The organism is Kothea flammea, assembly GCF_052161645.1.
Taxonomy (GTDB): Bacteria; Planctomycetota; Planctomycetia; order Pirellulales; family Pirellulaceae; genus Laterigemmans.
Map to the genome: position 1 here is coordinate 922338 of NZ_CP197414.1, position 18747 is coordinate 941084.

At 56.9% G+C, this 18747-nt stretch carries 18 protein-coding genes; 14 read left to right on the plus strand and 4 right to left on the minus strand.

Features of this window, described 5'->3' with window-relative positions:
- The first annotated feature begins 24 nt into the window (after positions 1-24).
- The 3 genes from SH139x_RS03170 (at position 25) to SH139x_RS03180 (ending at position 3220) form a co-directional block, all read left to right on the plus strand.
- Positions 25-741 carry a cysteine hydrolase family protein gene (locus SH139x_RS03170; protein WP_488353835.1) on the plus strand — a complete coding sequence of 239 codons (717 nt, stop codon included), beginning with the start codon at positions 25-27 and terminating at the stop codon, positions 739-741.
- Complete coding sequence (locus SH139x_RS03175; protein WP_488353836.1) at positions 738-2363, plus strand: endonuclease/exonuclease/phosphatase family protein; 1626 nt, start codon at positions 738-740, stop codon at positions 2361-2363. The genes SH139x_RS03170 and SH139x_RS03175 overlap by 4 nt, the downstream gene beginning before the upstream one ends.
- 146 nt (positions 2364-2509) lie before the next feature.
- Positions 2510-3220 carry a hypothetical protein gene (locus SH139x_RS03180; protein WP_488353837.1) on the plus strand — a complete coding sequence of 237 codons (711 nt, stop codon included), beginning with the start codon at positions 2510-2512 and terminating at the stop codon, positions 3218-3220.
- A 45-nt stretch (positions 3221-3265) separates the two neighbouring features.
- On the opposite strand, the gene SH139x_RS03185 is transcribed toward SH139x_RS03180, so the two are convergent.
- Positions 3266-4471: a 2,3-bisphosphoglycerate-independent phosphoglycerate mutase gene (locus SH139x_RS03185; RefSeq protein ID WP_488353838.1), complete on the minus strand. Its 1206-nt coding sequence runs from the start codon at positions 4469-4471 to the stop codon at positions 3266-3268.
- Between the two features lie 241 nt (positions 4472-4712).
- On the opposite strand from SH139x_RS03185, the gene SH139x_RS03190 reads away from it, so the two are divergent.
- Genes SH139x_RS03190 through SH139x_RS03200 form a run of 3 tightly spaced genes read left to right on the plus strand, consistent with a single transcriptional unit; the run spans position 4713 to position 7545 of the window.
- Positions 4713-6131: a glucose-6-phosphate isomerase gene (locus SH139x_RS03190; protein ID WP_488353839.1), complete on the plus strand. Its 1419-nt coding sequence runs from the start codon at positions 4713-4715 to the stop codon at positions 6129-6131.
- Entirely contained in the window at positions 6131-6865 is a 735-nt protein-coding gene (locus SH139x_RS03195) for a tetratricopeptide repeat protein (protein WP_488353840.1), read from the plus strand. Before SH139x_RS03190 ends, SH139x_RS03195 begins: the two co-directional genes overlap by 1 nt.
- Positions 6862-7545, plus strand: a complete 684-nt coding sequence (locus SH139x_RS03200; protein ID WP_488353841.1) for a metal-dependent hydrolase — start codon at positions 6862-6864, stop codon at positions 7543-7545. The genes SH139x_RS03195 and SH139x_RS03200 overlap by 4 nt, the downstream gene beginning before the upstream one ends.
- A 10-nt stretch (positions 7546-7555) precedes the next feature.
- Here the strand turns inward: SH139x_RS03200 and nirD are convergent, their stop codons facing one another.
- A complete protein-coding gene (gene nirD, locus SH139x_RS03205) occupies positions 7556-7867 on the minus strand; it encodes a nitrite reductase small subunit NirD (RefSeq protein WP_488353842.1) in 312 nt (103 codons plus the stop codon).
- Between the two features lie 126 nt (positions 7868-7993).
- Here nirD and SH139x_RS03210 point away from each other — a divergent pair, with 126 nt between their 5' ends.
- The 8 genes from SH139x_RS03210 (at position 7994) to SH139x_RS03245 (ending at position 16823) form a co-directional block, all read left to right on the plus strand.
- Positions 7994-9862, plus strand: a complete 1869-nt coding sequence (locus SH139x_RS03210) for a TIGR03960 family B12-binding radical SAM protein (protein WP_488353843.1) — start codon at positions 7994-7996, stop codon at positions 9860-9862.
- A 208-nt stretch (positions 9863-10070) separates the two neighbouring features.
- Entirely contained in the window at positions 10071-12650 is a 2580-nt protein-coding gene (locus tag SH139x_RS03215) for a tetratricopeptide repeat protein (RefSeq protein ID WP_488353844.1), read from the plus strand.
- Positions 12651-12661: 11 nt separating this feature from the next.
- Positions 12662-13228, plus strand: a complete 567-nt coding sequence (locus SH139x_RS03220) for a hypothetical protein (RefSeq protein WP_488353845.1) — start codon at positions 12662-12664, stop codon at positions 13226-13228.
- A 99-nt stretch (positions 13229-13327) separates the two neighbouring features.
- The gene (locus SH139x_RS03225; RefSeq protein WP_488353846.1) at positions 13328-13798 is read left to right on the plus strand and encodes a hypothetical protein; all 471 of its coding nucleotides are present in this window, start codon (positions 13328-13330) and stop codon (positions 13796-13798) included.
- 58 nt (positions 13799-13856) lie between these two features.
- On the plus strand, positions 13857-14300 hold the full coding sequence (locus tag SH139x_RS03230; protein ID WP_488353847.1) for a flagellar basal body rod protein FlgB: 444 nt from the start codon (positions 13857-13859) through the stop codon (positions 14298-14300).
- Positions 14301-14350: 50 nt separating this feature from the next.
- Positions 14351-14770, plus strand: coding sequence for a flagellar basal body rod protein FlgC (gene flgC, locus SH139x_RS03235; RefSeq protein ID WP_488353848.1), 420 nt, complete (start codon positions 14351-14353; stop codon positions 14768-14770).
- 62 nt (positions 14771-14832) lie between these two features.
- On the plus strand, positions 14833-15159 hold the full coding sequence (fliE, locus tag SH139x_RS03240; protein WP_488353849.1) for a flagellar hook-basal body complex protein FliE: 327 nt from the start codon (positions 14833-14835) through the stop codon (positions 15157-15159).
- A gap of 20 nt (positions 15160-15179) precedes the next feature.
- Positions 15180-16823: a beta-cystathionase gene (locus SH139x_RS03245; protein WP_488353850.1), complete on the plus strand. Its 1644-nt coding sequence runs from the start codon at positions 15180-15182 to the stop codon at positions 16821-16823.
- 42 nt (positions 16824-16865) lie between these two features.
- On the opposite strand, the gene SH139x_RS03250 is transcribed toward SH139x_RS03245, so the two are convergent.
- Complete coding sequence (locus SH139x_RS03250) at positions 16866-18086, minus strand: molybdopterin molybdotransferase MoeA (protein WP_488353851.1); 1221 nt, start codon at positions 18084-18086, stop codon at positions 16866-16868.
- Positions 18083-18736, minus strand: coding sequence for a molybdenum cofactor guanylyltransferase (gene mobA, locus SH139x_RS03255; RefSeq protein WP_488353852.1), 654 nt, complete (start codon positions 18734-18736; stop codon positions 18083-18085). Before mobA ends, SH139x_RS03250 begins: the two co-directional genes overlap by 4 nt.
- Positions 18737-18747 lie beyond the last annotated feature (11 nt).

Sequence of the window (18747 nt, forward strand, 5' to 3'; positions counted from 1 at the left end):
TCTATTTCGAGGTACCGGACGTCGATGAACGACGACTATATTGATCCGCTCAAAGAGGTCTATCACGAAGGCTTCATTGACAATCCTAAGCATGAGGAATTTTTGGTTGAGCGGCACACGGCGCTGCTCTGCATCGACCTGCAATACCTCGATGCCGCACCCGGGCACGGTGTGTTCCAAGATGCGACCACGCATGGTGTCCATCCAGAGGCTCAGCAGTATTATTTTGATCGGCTCGAGCGGACCGTGTTGCCGAATGTGAGGAAGCTGCAAGACGCTTTTCGGCGAAGTCGTCTGGAAGTCATCCACACCCGCATCCAGTCGTTGACGCGAGATGGACGTGACCGCAGCAAAGGGCACAAGCGGCTGCAGTTGTTGGCACCTCCCGGTTCTCGCGAAGCTGAGTTTGTCGAGCAGGTTGCCCCCGATCCGACACGCGATGAAATTATCATTAACAAAACGGCAAGCGGTGTTTTTTCTTCCACCAATCTGCATTACGTACTCAACAATTTAGGCATTGAGTCACTGTATGTGGTCGGTGTCTACACGAACGAATGCGTGGAGACAACGGTCCGGGATGCCTGTGACTTGGGATACCTCGTTACGCTGGTGGAAAATTGTTGTGCTACGGTGACCCCTGATCTTCATTATGCGTCTTTGGCGACGCTGCGAGATCGATATGCCAGAATTGTTTCGCTCGAGGAAGCGATCAGCGCCGTTAGCGAGGTTCAACGCACATGAATTATTTGCGCATAATCGTCTTCATACTGAGTGCCTGGACTATCAGTCCGTGCATCCAGCGGACGGCGGCCGATGATGCTCAGCCGAAGGTCGACGTTTTAGCGTGGAATATCTGGCGAGGTGGTCGCGAGGATGGAGAGCAGGTTGGGCCGCAACGCGTGGTGGATGTGATTCGAGATAGCCGCGTCGACTTGGTTGCCCTCCAGGAAACTTATGGATCGGGAGAATTGATTGCCGAGGCGCTGGGCTTTCATTTACATGCTCGCGGCACGAATGTTTCCATTCTCAGCCGCTATCCGGTGGTCGAGGATATTTCTGTTTTTGAAGAGTTCAAGTGTGTGGGAGCCTTGATCGAACTGCCTGATCAAACTCGCGTTGCCATGTATTCGATTTGGTTGCCGTTCGATGGCGAGATTTGGCAACCGGGCACCCGCGATGTGCGGGATGTTGCCGGGATGCTGCGGGTCTGTGCTCCATCCGCGGAGGATTTGAGCAAGCTGTACGCGGCCATTGAAAGTCGTTTGGCTGGTGAACAATATGCTGGCGTGCCCGTGATTATCGCTGGCGATTTCAATTCGATGTCGCATCTTGATTACAGCGAAGTGGCCCGCGATCAGTATCAGGCGGTTGTCGATTGGCCAACCAGTCGCATCCTGATCGAAGCCGGTTTTCGGGATGCTTATCGCGAGCTCAATCCTCAGATTGATCGGCTTGGCGATCGAACTTGGACACCCCGTTTTCCGGAGCAAGAAGCCGATCGGATCGATTTTGTTTACTATCGCGGGGACCGTCTGGCCGCCCGCGCCGCAAAGATCATTGACAGCCATGCCGAGCGATTTCCCTCGGATCACGCCGCTGTTTATACCCGTTTCGAGTTGCTGGAAAAGCCACCGCGCTCTAGCGATCAATCGTATCGGGCGGTCAGCTACAACATTAAACATTGCCGTGGCATGGATAACAAAGTCGACGTGGCTCGAACCGCCGACCGGTTAGCCGAGCTGGCAGCTGACTTTATCGCGCTGCAAGAAGTCGATTTGCGCGCCAAGCGGAGCGGGAGTGAGAATCAAGCGGCCGAGCTGGGACGTCGTTTGGGGATGCACGCCGCCTTTGGCGCCTTTATGGATTTCCAAGGCGGCCAATATGGAATGGGAATTTTGTCGCGTTACCCGTTTCGTCATGTGCAGTCGATTCGTCTGCCAACTGGAAACGAACCTCGCATCGCTTTGGCTGCTGAGGTGCGGATGCCAGGTGGCGAATCGATTATGGTTGTTAGCGTGCACTTTGATTGGGTTGGTGACGATGCGTTTCGTTTTCGGCAGGCTGAAGTGTTGGCCGATTATTTGCGCGGCTTGAACATGCCCTATTTGTTGTTGGGGGATTTCAATGATCAACCCGGCTCGCGAACGTTGGAGTTGTTTCAGGCCATAGCTAGCGAAGTAAAGAAACCGGCGGAGGATCGTTTTACGTTTTCCTCGACGGAACCCAAGATCGAAATTGACTTTATCTTTACTGCTCCGCGGGGCGCCTGGTCGGTGGAACATGCCAAAGTGATTGATGAACCGCTGGTATCTGATCATCGTCCAGTGTTGGCCGAATTGCGGTTTCATCCCGCGGAAAATTAGGAGGTTGTCTGGAAAACACTGCCCGAACATCCGTCGTGTGCCGCAGAGGGGTGAGGGTTGGATGTTGGTCATAATGGATTATGATAGCCATCCGGTTTGAGAGGTCATTGTTTTTTTTGCTTCTTAGTTGTTGCGTGGAGAGAGTGATGCGTAGCGTGTTTCGGGCAAGTGCCACAGCCTGTTTGTTACTCGGTCTATGCTGCTCGGGCCAATTGGCTCGGGGACAGCAGTCGAATGTTTGGAAACCGGCTGGGGGGCCGCAGTGGGACCTGGGCAGTTTGGCGGTCGCCAAGTTTGTCGGCGAGCAGGATGGTCAGCCCGCGTTGGCCTTGATGGTGACCGATTGGCGAGTTGAGACGAGGACTCGCGTGGTGAATGTGATGAAGCAAGTTCCCGAAACCAGAACGAGAACAGTCGAAAATAATGGAGTGACCGAGGAACGGACCTACACGGTGATGGTGCCTTACACCGAGCAAGTTGAACAAACATATACTGTCCAGATCCCGGTCGGGCAGAAGCGTATCGATGTGCCGCTGGGCGATTGTACCGCTTGGACTTTAACCGGAAAGCAGGTTCCGACCGACAAGCTGGCGGCTTTTTTGAGCAAGCCGCGGCACGTGATCGAGTGGTGGGATAGGGAAAATGCTCCTCAGCCCGATCCGTTTTACGCCAGCGTCATCAAGCCCGATACGTTGCTGTTGCGATTTCCGCGAGAAGAGGATGTATACTCGGAAGTCTTTCCGGAATCGGCTGAATCGACATCGGCACCACCGGCCCCCGCACCCGCGCCGGCCCCCGTGCCGGAGCCTGCGGAGGAGTTGCCTCCGGCACCGGTTGACGACGTGTTTGGCGGCTAATTCGCTGCCGTTGCCTTGCTCGATTTCGGACGCCTTAGTTGCCGCTTAGGCGCCGAACTTATCCATGCGGCCAGCATTGGCAAGTGCCAAGAGCATGAGGTACTTGGCTTCAAAGTGCCCCAGGCCGCCGGTGATGCAGGTCGATTCGCTGAACGTGTCATGCGGGTCGGGGCGACAGCAATCACTCGCTAACAGCGTGGGCACCGGATGCCAGGAGTGGCTGGCCAGGAAGCAGGGGGTGCTGTGATCGCCGGTCACGATCAGGACTTGGGGATGGAGTGCTTCGAGCCGGGGGATGATGGCGTCGAGTTCTTCAATTTTGCTAACCTTTTCGGCAAAGTTGCCATCCTCGCCAGTGCTGTCGGTGTACTTGAAATGGATGAAGAAGAAGTCGTAGTTGTCCCAATTTTCTTTGACGATGGCGATTTGTTCGTCCAGCGTTTGGGCTTCGCCGACCACATCCATGCCGACCAAGCGGGCTAGGCCTTTGTACATGGGGTAGACAGCGACTGCGGCGGCGCGGAGGCCGTAGACTTCTTGGTAGGAGGGCAACGCCGGCTTGGCGGCGAACCCTCGCATGGTGTGGAAATTGGCTTTGGGTTGGTCTTTGAGAATTTCCCTCGCTTGTTTGAGAAATTCTTTGGCGACTGCGGCTGTTTTTTCGCTGGCTTGATTGCGGGCGACGGGATCGAGCGGTTCCACGCCGGTTGCTTGGGGATCGGTATCGTCGACGTCGCCACCGAGCCCCGGGCCACGAAACACGACCACGAAGCGATGTTCTTTGACTGGTTCGACAAAGATTTCCACGCCGGGAATCGAGATGGCTCTGAGGCTGCGAGCGAGCGGGGCGCTTTCCTCGGTGGGAATTCGGCCAGCCCTACGGTCGGCGATTTTGCCATCGGTATCGAGGGTGCAGAAGTTGCAACGGATGGCGACGTCATTTTCTTGAAGTTCAAAACCAATTCCGGTCGCTTCGAGAGCTCCGCGGCCGATCATGTATTGCAGTGGATCGTAACCGAACAGCCCCAGGTGTCCGGGGCCGCTACCGGGTGAGATGCCAGGCTTGACCGGAATGCTGGCCCCCTGCACACCTCGTTTGGCGAGCGCGTCGAGATGGGGCGTGTTGGCCGCTTCGAGCTCGGTTTTTCCACCGGGCTGCATCGGCAGGCCACCCAGGCCATCCGCCACCAGCATGACGATCTTGGAATCGTTTTTGGCCATTAAGTCGCGGGTCAAATCGTGCATATCCACTGTGGCACACTCGGTAGTTTTGGAAGGGGAGCGGAAAGTAACAAAGCATCAAAACGAGGTTTAGGCCCTGGAATCTGGTTCAGACCCCTGACAAGCTATCGGTGTAGCAAATTGAGGCCCGCATCAAAAGGGTCCCTTGCGTGTTCAGGTGGGGGCTGGCGCGTTATCTTGCTTGCATCGAGCATCTCGCGGACGCTTGATGACTTTACCCATCAACCACTCAACAGTGAGTCAGCTTACGATGAAATTACTGCGGTTTGACCCCAGTGGCGCGGTGCATCCTGAATATGGCGTAACGGCAGCTTGGTTGGACGAGCTGTATCCGAAGCTGGATGAATTGCGTAACGACGTGGTGGAGCTCGATCCGGAGCAATATAGTTCGGGGCAAATTCCGCTCGACAAGCAGCCGCTCGACGCCCGCTTCAGTTGGTTGCCGAGTGAAATTCTCAAGAATTATCGGCTCGATCCGGAGGGGAGCGAGCTGGCGCGAATCTTTGCCGTCGCTAACCGGTTGCATCAGCAAGCTGACGCGGTCGCCGTGCTGGGAATTGGCGGTTCTTACATGGGAGCCCGCGCGCTGATGGATGCGCTTTGCCATCCCTATCACAACGAATTGCGGCGGGGTGGTCGCGGCAGCAAGCCGCGGATGTATTTCGAGGGCAACAACGTCGACAACGACGCTTCGGCCGCGTTGCTCGAACGACTGGCGGAGGGGGGCTATGGCGACGATCCGGCCGAATCGCAGTGGGCGATTTGCGTGATCAGCAAAAGTGGCGGGACGATGGAAACGGCCGTTGCTTTTCGGCAGTTTTTGGCCGCCCTCAAAGACAAGCTGGGAGCGGATGCGGAACAGCAATTGGGCCAGCTGGTGGTGCCGGTCACGGGAACGAGCGGGAAACTGTTTGAGTTGTCCCAAGCGATTGGTTGTGAGCAGATCTTCGAGGTTCCCGATGGCGTGGGGGGGCGATTCAGCGTGCTCTCGGCCGTCGGTCTATTGCCGGCCGCGATGTTGGGCATTGATTGCGTGCAGTTGCTCGAAGGTGCGATCGCCATGAATGAGCACTTTGCCACGGCACCCCCGGAGGAGAACGTCGTGCTACAATACGTGGCCGTTAATCATTTGTTGGAACATCATCGAGGCACCACCATGCGGGTGCTGAGCGCTTGGAGTAAGGCGCTTGAATCGGTGGGCTTGTGGTACGATCAATTATTGGCTGAATCGTTGGGGAAGGAATTGCAAGGAGCGACTCCGTTGACGACCGTCAACACTCGCGACCTCCACTCTCGCCATCAACAGCATCAGCAAGGTCGCCCCGATAAAGTGTTTAATAACTTGATTGTGGAAAACTATCGAGCTGATCCAATGGTGGTCGGTCATAGCGAACAAAATCAAGATGGGTTAAATGATCTGGCCGACAAGGCGTTGCCGGAAATCATGGCTGCCGCAATCCAGGGTACGAATGATGCTCTGCATGAAGATGGTCGCCCGACGACCGATATTGTCTTGCCGGAAGTTAACCCGCACGTGATCGGGCAATTGTTGCAAATGTTGATGTTGGCCACGGTGGTTGAGGGAAGACTGCTGAACATTAATCCTTACGGCCAGCCGGGTGTTGAGCAGTATAAGAAAAACATGAACAAGAATTTAGGACGATCCTGATGCGAGCGAGCGAGCAAATCATGGTAGTGGGCCGGGTGTGTACTGGTTCCGCGTTAACAAGCCTTTCGGCTTTTGCGGTGTGGCTGGGAATCAGTTTGTTGAGTGGTGCTGGCGTGGCCTCGGCTCAGCAAGGTGATGACTTGGCGGTCGGCGTGGCCCACTTGCGAGCTGGTCGGATTGAGGCCGCAGTCAAGTCGCTGGACCAAGTCGTGGCCGATTCGCCTGAGGCGACTCCTTATCTTTGGCAGCGGGGCATTGCCCAGTATTTTGCCGGTCAGTTTGAAGCTGGGCGAAAGCAGTTTGAGTCGCATCGCACGGTAAATCCTAACGACGTGGAAAACGCGACTTGGCATTTTCTCTGCGTGGCGGCCGAAAGTGATGTGAAGACGGCGAGGGAAGCTTTGTTACCCGCGCCAGGGGATCGTCGCGTGCCGATGCGCGAATTATATGCACTGTATCAAGGCAAGGGAGATCGGGCGGCGGTGGAAGCGGCGGTGGAACGTTTGCCAGTCGGTTCGGCTGGTCGCCGAAATGCCCGCTTCTACGCCGATTTGTATTTAGGATTGTTGTCCTATGCCGAGGGGCAGCAGGCCGAGGCGGCTAAGCTGTTGAAAGCGGCTGCCGATGTACCCGACCAGAACGTGATGGCTGATGTGGCCCGCATTTGTCACGCCCGCTTGATCGTCGCCAAACAGCAAGCGAACGAGACAGCTTCGCAGGAGAAACTGAAATGAAATTAACTTGGCTTGGCCATGCCAGCTGGCTGATCGAAACCGGCTCGCATCGTATTTTGTTAGATCCTTTTTTGACTGACAATCCAGCCGCCCAGCAAACACCGGGTGAGCTTGGCGAGATCGATCATATCTTGGTTTCGCACGGTCACTTTGATCATGTCGCCGACGTCGCGGCGATCGCCAAGCGTTGTCAAGCCAAGGTGGTTGCCAACTTCGAGGTGGCCCAGTGGTTCAATGCGCATCAGGGAGTCGAGGACACGCTGGGGATGAACATTGGCGGCGGTGTCGATTTGCCATTCGGTCGGGTGACGATGACCTTTGCCGTGCACAGCAGCAGTCTGCCCGATGGAAGTTACGGCGGCACGGCGGCCGGTTTTCTGCTGACCTGCGAAGAGAAACGGATTTACTTCGCTTGTGATACGGCGCTGTTTTCCGACATGGAATGGATCGGCGACAAAGGTATTGATGTGGCGGTGTTGCCGATTGGGGATCTCTTCACGATGGGTCCGGCGGACAGCATTGAGGCGATCAAATTGATCAATCCTCGCCACGTTCTGCCCACGCATTATGGCACTTGGCCACCGATCGAGCAGGATGCGGAGAAATGGGCCGAGCAAGTTCGCGAGGCGACGCGAGCCGAACCGCGAGTGTTGGCCGTGGGTGCCAGCTTCGAGTGTTAAGCTAACGGCCTCAAGTCAATCCGCGGACCTGGACCTCATCGTCCACAACGCGGACTTCGAAGGTGTCGACTTTGACGCGGGGGTTATCTTCCCAAGTTCCGTCTTTGATGCAGAATCGCCAAGCGTGCCAAGGGCAAGAAACCGTGTTATCCTCGACGTAACCCTCGGCCAATGAAGCACCCATGTGGGGGCAGAGGTCGTCAATGGCAAAAAATTCATCGCCACGCTTAAAAACCGCCACCATCCGCCCGTCGACCGGGAACGCTTGGCCTTGGCCTTCCACAAAATCAGAGACTTTGCCAACAGTTTCGAAATCGCTCATGAAGAATTTGGTGACAGAGTAAATTGGATACTTTAGGGAGCAACCGGGACTTTCGTGCTTGGCGCCGACTTCTGATTGTAGCTGAACAGATTCTTTTTCACGACACCGTCAACAGGTTCATTGCAGATGATCAATCACCAGCGACGTGAGTACCTGGAACGAAAGATCTTGGCCAAGGTGCAGACTCCAGCTCAATATATTGGGGGGGAACGGAATCTGGTCGTCAAGGACCATCGGACGCTGCGTGGCAAAGTCTGTTTGGCGTTTCCCGATGCCTACACAATCGGGATGAGTCATCACGGCTTGCAGGTGCTGTATTCGCTGATCAACCGTCGCGAGGATTGGGCGGCCGAGCGAGTCTTTTGCCCCTGGCCCGATATGGAGGCCCAGTTGCGAGCCCACGGCGTGCCGCTTTACAGCTTGGAAACCTTCACCGCGCTGTGTGATTTTGACGTGTTGGGATTCTCGCTGCAGTACGAAATCAGCAGTCCCAACGTGTTGACCATGCTCGACCTGGGGGGCGTGGCCTTGCACAGCGAGCAACGCACGTTAGCCGATCCTCTAGTCATTGCCGGCGGGCCATGTTCTCAAAATCCGGAGCCGATGGCGGACTTTGTTGATCTGTTCGTGCTCGGTGATGGGGAGCCAGCTTTACCGGAAATTTGCGATCTGTGGGTGGAGTTGCGGGAGGCGTATCGGCGCCCGGAGCGGAGCGTTGCGGGTGAGTCTGCTGAGAACTTTGCTGGGGGAGCACAGGGTCAAGCAGAGCGGGCCGAGGTGTTGGCAGAGCTGGCGCGGCAACTGGCGTACGCCTACGTGCCACGATTTTATGCACCCGTTTACGCTGCCGATCGGATCGTCTCCTTGCAGTCGTTGCGTGATGATTTGCCAACCACGATCGCCCCTTGCACGATCGGTGATTTGGATGGCATGCCGCTACCAACGGAGCCGCTGGTGCCGTTCGTTGAGTGTGTGCATGATCGGATCGCTATTGAAATCATGCGGGGTTGTCCGCACCTCTGCCGATTTTGCCAAAGCACCGTGATCAAACGTCCGCTCCGCACCCGTGATGTGGAAACCATTGTGGCGGCGGCGTTGGAGAGTTATTGGAACAGCGGTTTCAACGAGATCAGCATTCTTTCGCTGTCGAGCAGTGACTATCCCGATTTTGAACGGCTGGTGCGGCGCATGCACGAGGTCTTTCAGCCGCTCGATGTGAACATCAGCGTTCCCAGTTTGCGAGTTAATGATCAATTACGTTCCTTGCCGCAATTGCTTGGCAGTCAGCGGCGACGATCGTTAACGTTGGCTCCCGAAGTGGCTCGCGATGATATGCGAGAGCAGATTCGCAAAAAGATTAAGAACGAAGACTTGATCGCTGGTTGCCGCGCCGCTTTTGAAAATGGTTTTCAAGCGGTGAAGCTCTACTTCATGTGCGGATTGCCGGGTGAGCGGGCGATCGATTTAGACGGGATTATCGATTTGGCCGAAGAGATCGCGGCAGTCGGTAAGGAGTCCACCGGTCGTTACGCCCAAGTCACCGCTAGCGTTTCCAATTTTGTCCCTAAAGCGCACACGCCTTATCAATGGAACGGGATGCAGCGGCGTGAATATTTTCAGTGGGCGCATCGCTATCTGCTAGACCGCCGTCGGCTCCGCTGCGTGTCGGTCAAGTGTCACGACATTGAAACCAGTTTGCTCGAGGGTGTCATCAGCCGTGGTGACCGTCGTACAGGGCAAGCCATCGAATTGGCTTGGCGAAGCGGAGCCAGAATGGATGGCTGGCGGGAATTTCTCGACCCACAGCGTTGGTGGGAGGCGATTGCGGTCGCGGGGTTGAACGTGGAGAGTCAAGTACACGAGCCATACGCTTTGTCCGCCAAACTTCCTTGGGATCACGTGAACGTGAAATTCGGACGCGCCTACTTGGAGAAAGAGCAGGGGCGGTCGGCAACTCAGCTCGCCCAGCTGGCGACGGTTGCCGGCACTTCTTGAAGTAGCTTGCCCAACGCGTGCCTGCTGGGCGGCTGAGTGCTGCTCAGGCACCGCGGGCGCACTGCTTTTGTGTACAGTAATGAGCTTGGTTCGAGCGCTCGATAGTGAGCTAAGCTTCAGTGGACGAGCTGCAAGGCACTTGACCGCCACGACGCGGTTTTGGTAGCCCAGCTTGGATGGACTGGTGCGCAAGCAGAGGTGGGCTCCGATGAAACAAGGCGACGTCGATGGCTTGGTAGAGCAAACACTCCGGCAAGAGGCTGAGGAGCGTGATGCGGCGGTGCGCGAGCGGAGTCGTGCGGCCAAGGTGGGGTTTGTGATGATGGTGTTGGCGGGCGTGGCCGCGGCGGGCACCTTCGGGACCTTCTTTTCGGTCTGGTACCGCAGCCGAGTGCCGGATGCCGGGGATACCCTGCGAATTGCCCTCGATGAATACGTGGCGGGGCGGTTCGATGTGTCGGAGCGGCTGGCCCAGCAGGTCGAACCAGACTTGGAGGAGCAGCCGGAGGAGTACCGAATTCGCGAGTTTCTCTTGGGGGCAGCCGGAGTCCGCAAGTCGATGGCGATCGAGAATCCCACCACGATGCGGCTGGGGGTTGCCGATGCGGTGTCTCATTTGGAATGGCTGTCGGAGACCAATTTTCCACCCGGTCGGACTGCCGAGGGGCAACGCATACTGGGGCTGGGATTGCGGTTGTTGGGCCGTTACGCCGAGGCGATCGAGCCGTTGCAAGCGGCCATGAAGGAAAATCCGACTTTGGATCGGGAGTTGTTGTTGCCGCTGGCCGAAGTCCAGCTTCGCGCGGGGGGAAACAACCTCAGCGGTGCCGAACAGAGTATTCAACGTTTTCTACGCTATCCTCAGCTCGCCAGCGGTGCCCGCGACGCGGCCCATTTGCTGCAAGCTCGCGTTCACACCGCGCTCGGCGAGTGGACGCAGGGGCGTAAGTTGTTGGAGGCAATCAGTGATCCTGGTTGGCAAGATGAAGTCGATCTGAGGTTGGCTCAACTCTTCATCGCGCAAGCCCAAGAGATTGTTGCACGCGATAAATTGACCGCCGAACCGGACGCGGAGATACCGTTGGTTGCCCGGGAATTACTAGACGAAGCGATTGATGTTTTGAATCAAGTCGTCTATCGCAGCGATGACACTAACGGAGCGGCGGCGGTTTATTTGGCGGCCACCGCTTATCGGTTGGCGGGAAAAAATGCTGAAGCGCTGAGTCGTTTCGCCAGCCTCCGCCAAAACAACAAACAGCCCGCCGAAGCGATTGCCGCCGGCATTGAAGAGGTCTCCTTGTTAACTGAGATGAAGCAGTACGGGGACGCGATGTTGGCCGCCAAGGTGATTGTTCGCGACATCGCCGACCCCCGCACGTTCGATCCCAAGTGGTTAAGTTTGTTGGAGTTTCGCACGCGGTTGGAGGCGACGGCCGAAGCCTTGCGGGAGCAGGGAGCATTTGCCGAGTCGATTGAGCTCGCGCAAACGCTGCCACCGGTTGTGGATCCAGCAACCGCGTTGGCCATGCAGGCGGAAAGCCAGCGTCGTTGGGGGCAATTCCTGGCGCGAGAAGCTCAACAAGCGACCCAGCCGGAAAGTCAAACAGCATTGGTGCAACAGATGCGGTCTAAGTTCCTGAAAGCGGGAGATACATTCACGGAGGTTGCCCAACTGCGGTTTACGGAACCTGAATACATTGATTTGATTTGGGATGCGATTCAAAGTTACGAGCAGGCCCGCGCTTTCGATCGTTCGCTGGAATTACTCAAAGACTATTTGCGATATGAGCGTCGCACGATTCTGCCCCGCGGTTTAATTGCCCACGGACGCGCGCTGTTGGCGTTGGGGCGGATGGACGAGGCCCTCGAACCCCTGACCGTGTGTATCGAAGAGTTTCCTCGCGATTCGTTGCGCTACGAAGCACGCTTGCTGAAGGCGATCGCGCAACTGGAACTGGGAAAGATCGAGGAGCCGCAGCGGTTGCTGGATGAAAATCTGCACAACAGTGATCTCTCGCCTGACAGCCGGATCTTTCGCGATTCGTTGTTCGTTTCCGGTGAGTCGTTGTACCGGCAATCGCTCCGCGAAAACCTCAGATTGTCGGCGATTGTCAATCCCGCTGGAATTAATCCCAATGGCAAGCCAGACACGGCTACGATCGAAGCCTTCAACGCAAATCAAGAAGTGATTCTAAAAGCCATTAATCGCTTGAGCGAAGCTGTTCACCGAGACCAGCGCTACGAGAATCAGATCCGCGCCCGACGTGCTCAATATTTAATTGCCGAATGCGAACGGTTGGCCGCCTATTGGCCGGGACGCCAAGCGGCCGATCCGGAAACGATTGAGACCACGCGTCGCCGCATGAATCAAATGCGAATCGCCCATCTCAACACGGCAAACCTCGGCTTTGCGGCGCTTAAAGCCGAACTGGCCGGGTTGCGCGAGGCGAAAATGAAACTGTCGGTGGCGGAACAGTCGATGCTGAGAAATTGCTTTATGGGAGTGGCTGATAGTTACTTTGAGATGGGCAAGCTGGCCGAAGCGGCGGACGCTTATCAGAAAGTGACCCAAGAGTTCATGAACGAACCATTAGCCTTGGAAGCGATGTTGCAGCAATCGCTCTGTTACGACAAGCTGGGAGACCGAGAGGCCGCCAAACGGCTGTATCAGCTTGCCGGAGATGTGCTCAAACGCATCCCGACCGATCAAGACCCCTCTTTCACCCGCACGACTCGTTATGACCGCGCCAATTGGGAGTCGTTGTTGGGCTGGCTGCAACAAACTTAGGAGAAACCGCAATGGATCGCCCCACGGAGGGTCTACACCCCACGGAAAATCGACGCCCCGTGGTTGAACCGTTGGCCACTGGCACCGCGTTGCCGCTGAGCGAAATGGACGCCTGGCAAACTGCCGCGATGGCCAAGTTAATTCAGCAACGGCACGAGCTGTTTGTTGAAATTCTCAAACTGTCGCTGCAACAGGAAGCGGCCATCAAAGAGGGCTTGGTGGAAAAGTTGGTCACCTGTTTGAACCACAAGCAGCAACGCATCGACCAGCTCAAAGCGCTGCAGCAGGAATTGGCCCCCTACGCCCAGTGTCCAGTCGAAAATCGCCAGTGGCCTGACGAAGCAGCCCGTCAGCAGTGTCGCGACTGGATTGCCGAATCGGCACGGCTTCAAGCTGCCACGCTGGAAATTGATGCCCGTTGCGAGCTGACGATGTCGCAACGGCGGGACGAGATTTTCGAGCAGTTGACCACCACGAACGGAGCCATGCAGGCTGCCAACGCGTATGATCGGGCAGCCAGCGGAACCCCTGCGGGCAGTCGCGGACGGGGTGGTTCGCTCGATTTCACCAGCCAGTGATTTTGCCCGCCTGAGCTGAACTTGGTCTTGCCCCCGAGCGGCATCTCGATGTAAACGCGAACTCCCATAAACCAGTATCGGTTCGCGGAGCTCGGGACCATGAGTCAAAATCAGAAAAAAAAACAGTTTTCCCCAGCCGACCCAGCAAGTGCTGCGGGTGCCTTGACTGCTGCCAAGTCACCTGACAGCCAGTACGTCACTGAGGCAATTCTGCAGGCCGCCGCTGGGGTGCCCGCCTGCCAGTCGCTGCGGTTGGAAATCGACGTGCCCGCGGACGTCGACTGTCCGTTGCGTCCGCAACTGCTGATGTCTTTGGTGCGGGGCATGCTAATGAGCGCCGTGGAATGTGCCCACCAGGCCAACGAGATCTTAATCACCGTCTGCTCGTTGGGGGAAACGTTTGAGGTTGAAGTGGCCGACGACGGTCCCGCTTTGCAGTTTCGCCAACAGCGGTTTCCGATGGTGGCCGCCGCAGCCGGCGCGGAATTGATCTGGCAAGATTGTCCGCAGGGGGGCGTGGCGGTTACGGCCGTAATGCGGCGCCAGACCCGCCGACGCCTCGCCGCCTAAGAACACTCGCCGCCTAAGCATGTATGAGATTGGCCATTCCTAACAAATATATAATGTCATGATCGAATCGATGTTCAGTGACACGACGTTGCCAGCCTTGGAGCAGGTTGCCAAGTTCAGCGAGCGACGTCACGAAGTATTGGCTGGAAACGTTGCCAACATCAATACGCCCGGTTACCGCGGACGTGACCTCTCGGTCGATGATTTTCGCAGCTCTTTGGCCGAGGCGATCGAACGACAAGAGCAAGGGGGGGCGGCAACGCCGCGGCAAATGTTGGGCTACGCTCCCGGTCAAGTAGGAGTCAATGATCCCGCCACGCTCGACCCCTACGCGGGCACAAAGCACGCGATGGAAACACTGGTCTATCACGACGGCAGTGATCTGAATATGGAACGCCAAGTAACCGAATTGTCAAAAAACCAAGCTTTTCACAGAATGGCAATTTCATTGATGCGGAGTCAATTCAATACGTTGAACGCAGCGATTAGTGAACGTGTCTGATCTGGTCTAGACTGTTCTTTCCAACTTCATTTGATTTACGGAGCGAAATAATGCGAGCCATTGATATTAGCACTTCCGCATTGGTAGCCCAGCGAGTGCGGTTGGACACCATTTCTGGGAATATCGCCAACATGTCATCGTTGGTCAACGAGGAAGGCAAGGCGGAGCCGTATCGAGCCCGTTCCACAGTGTTCCGCACCGATGACACGATCAAGACCTCGACTGGTGCCTCGGGGGTGCGTGTTGAAGAGGTCGTGATTGATGATCGAGATCCCTTGTATCGCTACCAACCCGATCATCCATTGGCCGCGCAGGACGGCGAATGGAAAGGTTACGTGGCTTATCCCAATATTGATTTAACCACGCAAATGGTTGATGCCTTGGAAGCGACCCGGGCCTACGAGGCGAACGTGGGTGTGATGGAGATTAGTAAAGCACTGGGGCGTGAGACGTTGAGTATTATTGCCTAGGAACCGTGGCTAGCGCCGAAACGACTACAGAGAACCTTGGCTAGCGCCAAAACGGCCAATAAATGACTCGACCTGTTCAACTCACACCGATGATTCGCCCGCTCGAATCACCTCGCCAGCGTTTTATGGAACGCCAGCAAGAGGTGTATGGGCGGGGTGCCGAACAGGCGCCATCGATGTTGGACTTGTTGGTGGAGAAGGGGTCCGAAGTTAACAAGATGCAGCATCGTGCCGATTCAATGGTGCACGAGTTGTTAACGGGTGGAGATGTAAACTCAGCGGAAGTGTTAACGGCCGTGCAGAAGGCAGACATGGCGTTTCGCACCATGTTGCAGGTGCGTAACAAGCTGATTGAAGCTTACCGAGAAGTCCAACAGATTCAGGTCTAGATCGGCCCCGGGAGTGACGCATGGACGCATTGAAACAAACACTAGTTGGCTTGCGCGAGGCATTCTTGCAAATGCCAATGCCAACGCGCGTGATCAGCGGTGCGCTGTTGGTGGTGATTGCTCTGGGGTTTTGGATGTTGGCGACCAGCAGCATGAGTGATCCGCAGATGGAACGGATCTTTCCCGGGGCAACGCTTTCGGACGACGAGATCAGTAAATTATTAACAGCATTCAGCACCGCACGTCTGAATGGTTGGGATCTCCGCAATAATTATATCTATGTGCCAACCGCGTCCCGCGATGAATATTACGCGGCGGCCGAAGGGGTTGCGCCGATCAAAGGTGACACAAAGCTGCAGCAGGTGCACAGCTCCAGCAATCCGTTTGAATCTTTTGATTTACGTAAAGAGAAGAGCAGCCACGCCAAAGAGATTGACACCGGCAACAAAATTGCCATGTTTCCCGAAGTGCTGCATGCCTTTGTGGAGCATGATGAAATGAAGGGCGGTTTCGGACGCGGAACGACGCAGACGGCCAGCGTGGTGGTTACGCCGGTCGGTCCGGACCCATTGCCGGCCACGATTATTATGTCGATCAAAAAGGCCGTGAAAGGTTCCTACGCCGGGTTGAGCCTTGATGCTATCGAAGTCATCGACGTGAATGGACGCGGCGTGGATGCGATGGAAGAAGATAATCCACTGTTTCGCGAGCGGATCAAATGGGAACAGTGGTATGGGACGCAGGCTCGCAAATTGTTGGCTCCGCTGGGTCGGTTTAGCATCGCAGCCTCAGTGGAACTCGATCCCACCATGGACGTGGAAAAGTTCAACTTGAAATATGATCCGCAAGGGGTTCCGCTGCAAGAGAGCAACGCCCAACTGACGCACGAAAGCAACCGGCCGATTCCGGGGGGAACGCCCGGCGTTGCCACCAACCAGTTTCAAGGAGTCGGCAATCGCCCGCAGGCGGTCGATCCAAGTCTTGCTCAGACCGTCAAGTCGACGCAGAAGAGTGAGACGTTGAGCAAAGTTACCGGAGAGGAGTATGAGTCGAGCCGCCAAGCTTCCTTGCAGCCGACTCGCGTGAAGTTCTCCATCGGTGTACCGGAGAGCTATTATGAGATGCTTTGGCGGAAAGAGTATTTGGCGACGAATGAAGTGGCCGCTGACGCGACAATTCCACCGTTGCCGGCTGACAAACGTACTCAGCTTAGCGCTCAGACCGAGCAGCAAATTCAAGATGCGTTGGATCCTTTCCTGAAGCCGGTGCCCGCCGGTGAAGACAAATTCCCCATGATCGTTGTCTGGGATTATCAAGATATGCCCACGCCCACCGTGGAGCCAACCTCGACCGTGGATACCGCGATCACTTGGTTGGCCGAGTCGTGGCAAACGTTGGCCATGTTGGGGTTGGCTCTGATTGCTTTGTTGGTGGCCCGCGGGGTGGGTAAATCGGCTGGTGCTCCGCGTCCCGATTTTCAAGAAGGCTTTGGGTTGGAAATTCCCAAACCGGTCGAACCCGAAGAGGAAGCCGAGGAAGATAGTGGGCTAAAATTACAGATCACCGGAGGGCACCTCAAGGATGACCTTTGTGAACTGGTCGGTACCAACCCCGAAGCGGCAGCCAACGTGCTGAGGAACTGGCTCGATCGAGATGCGGCTTAACTGGGATGAGGTTTTAGTGGGATGAGACTGCGGAGGCTACGATCACCAGCTCCAAAAATCCCAAGGTCCGGGACCTGCTTGACCGGCGGGAATTTCCACAAAGCCATCGCTGTCTGCCAACGCCACCAAATCGCCCGAGCCCTGCGAGCGGAGCAGTTCCAGGTTTCCACCCGCCACGATGCGCACCGGGCGAAACCAGGTTAAGTGCAGTGTGCGATCGTCGGGGTTGACGATCTGGGCTCGCAGTCTTGGCGTTTGCCAATGTTTGACGCCTGCCATTTTGCCGAGCAGCGGTCGAGCGAACCGCACACCCCCGACGCTCGCCGAGACCGGATTGCCCGGCAGCCCCAGCAGCAATTGACCTTGCGGCCCGACCGCACCGTAAATCGGTTTGCCGGGACGAATCGGCAAGCGATGAAAGAGCCGGGTCGCGCCGGCCGCCTCAGCCGCTTGTGGGACGAAGTCGTAGTCGCCCATTGAGACGCCGCCCGTCAACAGAATGGCGTCGTTTTCTTGCCAGAGTTGGGCAAGCTGAGCGGTTAAAGCGTCCAGGTTGTCAGCGGCTCGTTGCCGGCGGACAGTCAGCCATGGCGATTGCAGCAGCCCGCTGAGGGTGGGACCGTTGGAGTCGCGGAGTTGCCAAGGTTGGACCGCCTGCTCCACTCCTAAGACTTCGTCGCCGGTGACCACGATCGTCACGCGAACCGGCTTGCTGACTGTTAATTGCTGGGCACCAAAGTTTGCCGCCACGCCGATCTGAACCGCACTGAATCGTTGGCCGCTGGCGAGCACCACGCTGTTGGCGGCCGCGTTTTCGCCACGCAGGCGAATGTTGGCTCCCGGGTTCAGGCCCTGGTCACTCAACTTGATTTCGGCAGTGCTGCGGTTCGGGCTGCTGCTGGTCGGTTCTTGGACATCTTCGCGTTTGATCACCAAGTCGCAACCGCGCGGAACGATCGCGCCGGTAAAGATGCGGATTGTTTCGCCGGCAGCCGGCGCTGGTGGCGGGGGCGAGCCGGGTACCGCTTCGCCGACCACCTGGAGGACGCGGTCGGCGATCGCGTCGCTTTGTCGGATCGCATAGCCATCCATGGCCGAGACGTCGGCGGCTGGGCTGTCACGATCGGCCAGCACATCACCGGCGGAGACCCTGCCAATTGCTTGTTCGAGCGGAATGACTTCGCTTTCAACCGTTCGCAGTTGTGCGGCAAGTTGTGCGACGGTGGTAAAGGGCGTGATCGATTCGGCAGCTGGTTGGTTCATGGCTGGAGGGACTCTGCATCTTGAGGCGTATTAACGTTGGCTGCGGCGGCTGGTGGCAATTGGCAAACGAGGTGCGGATGTTGCTCCAGCCAGCGGCTGAGGCTGTGGCTCGATCCCTGCTGCCAGCGACGCAGCGACTCGGTCGCCGACAGGGGATAGATGGCCACCAGCGGCTCCGAACGGCGACCATCAAAGCTGGCCGTGACGACGGTTTCGTGGTTGGCAGCTTGATCGTAACAATCGACGAGCAGTCGCAAATGATCGCTGGTTAGCAGGGGCATGTCGAGCGGCGTAACTAGCAGAGCTGTTTTCGGCAGGGGCGTTGTCAGTTGAGCGGCACTGCCGAGCGCGGCCAGCAAGCCGCTCAGCGGTCCGCGGTATTGCTGGGGGTCGGCAATCATAGCCAGTGTGCGATCTGCGGGGATTTCCAAATTGGGTGGCGGGGCAGGGCGGCCAGCCAAAATCAAGTGGCGGCAAAGTTGCCAAGCACGCTGGGCCGCGTGGCTGAGAAAGTCACCTCCGCGTGGATGAGGCAGCAAGGCCTTATCGCGTCCCATGCGTGACGAGCGACCACCGCAGAGGACGACCCCCATTAGGTGCCGGCCGGCGAGCCGCGAGGACGTATGATGTTTGGGCGGTGGAGCTGTCATGCTGGGGAAGT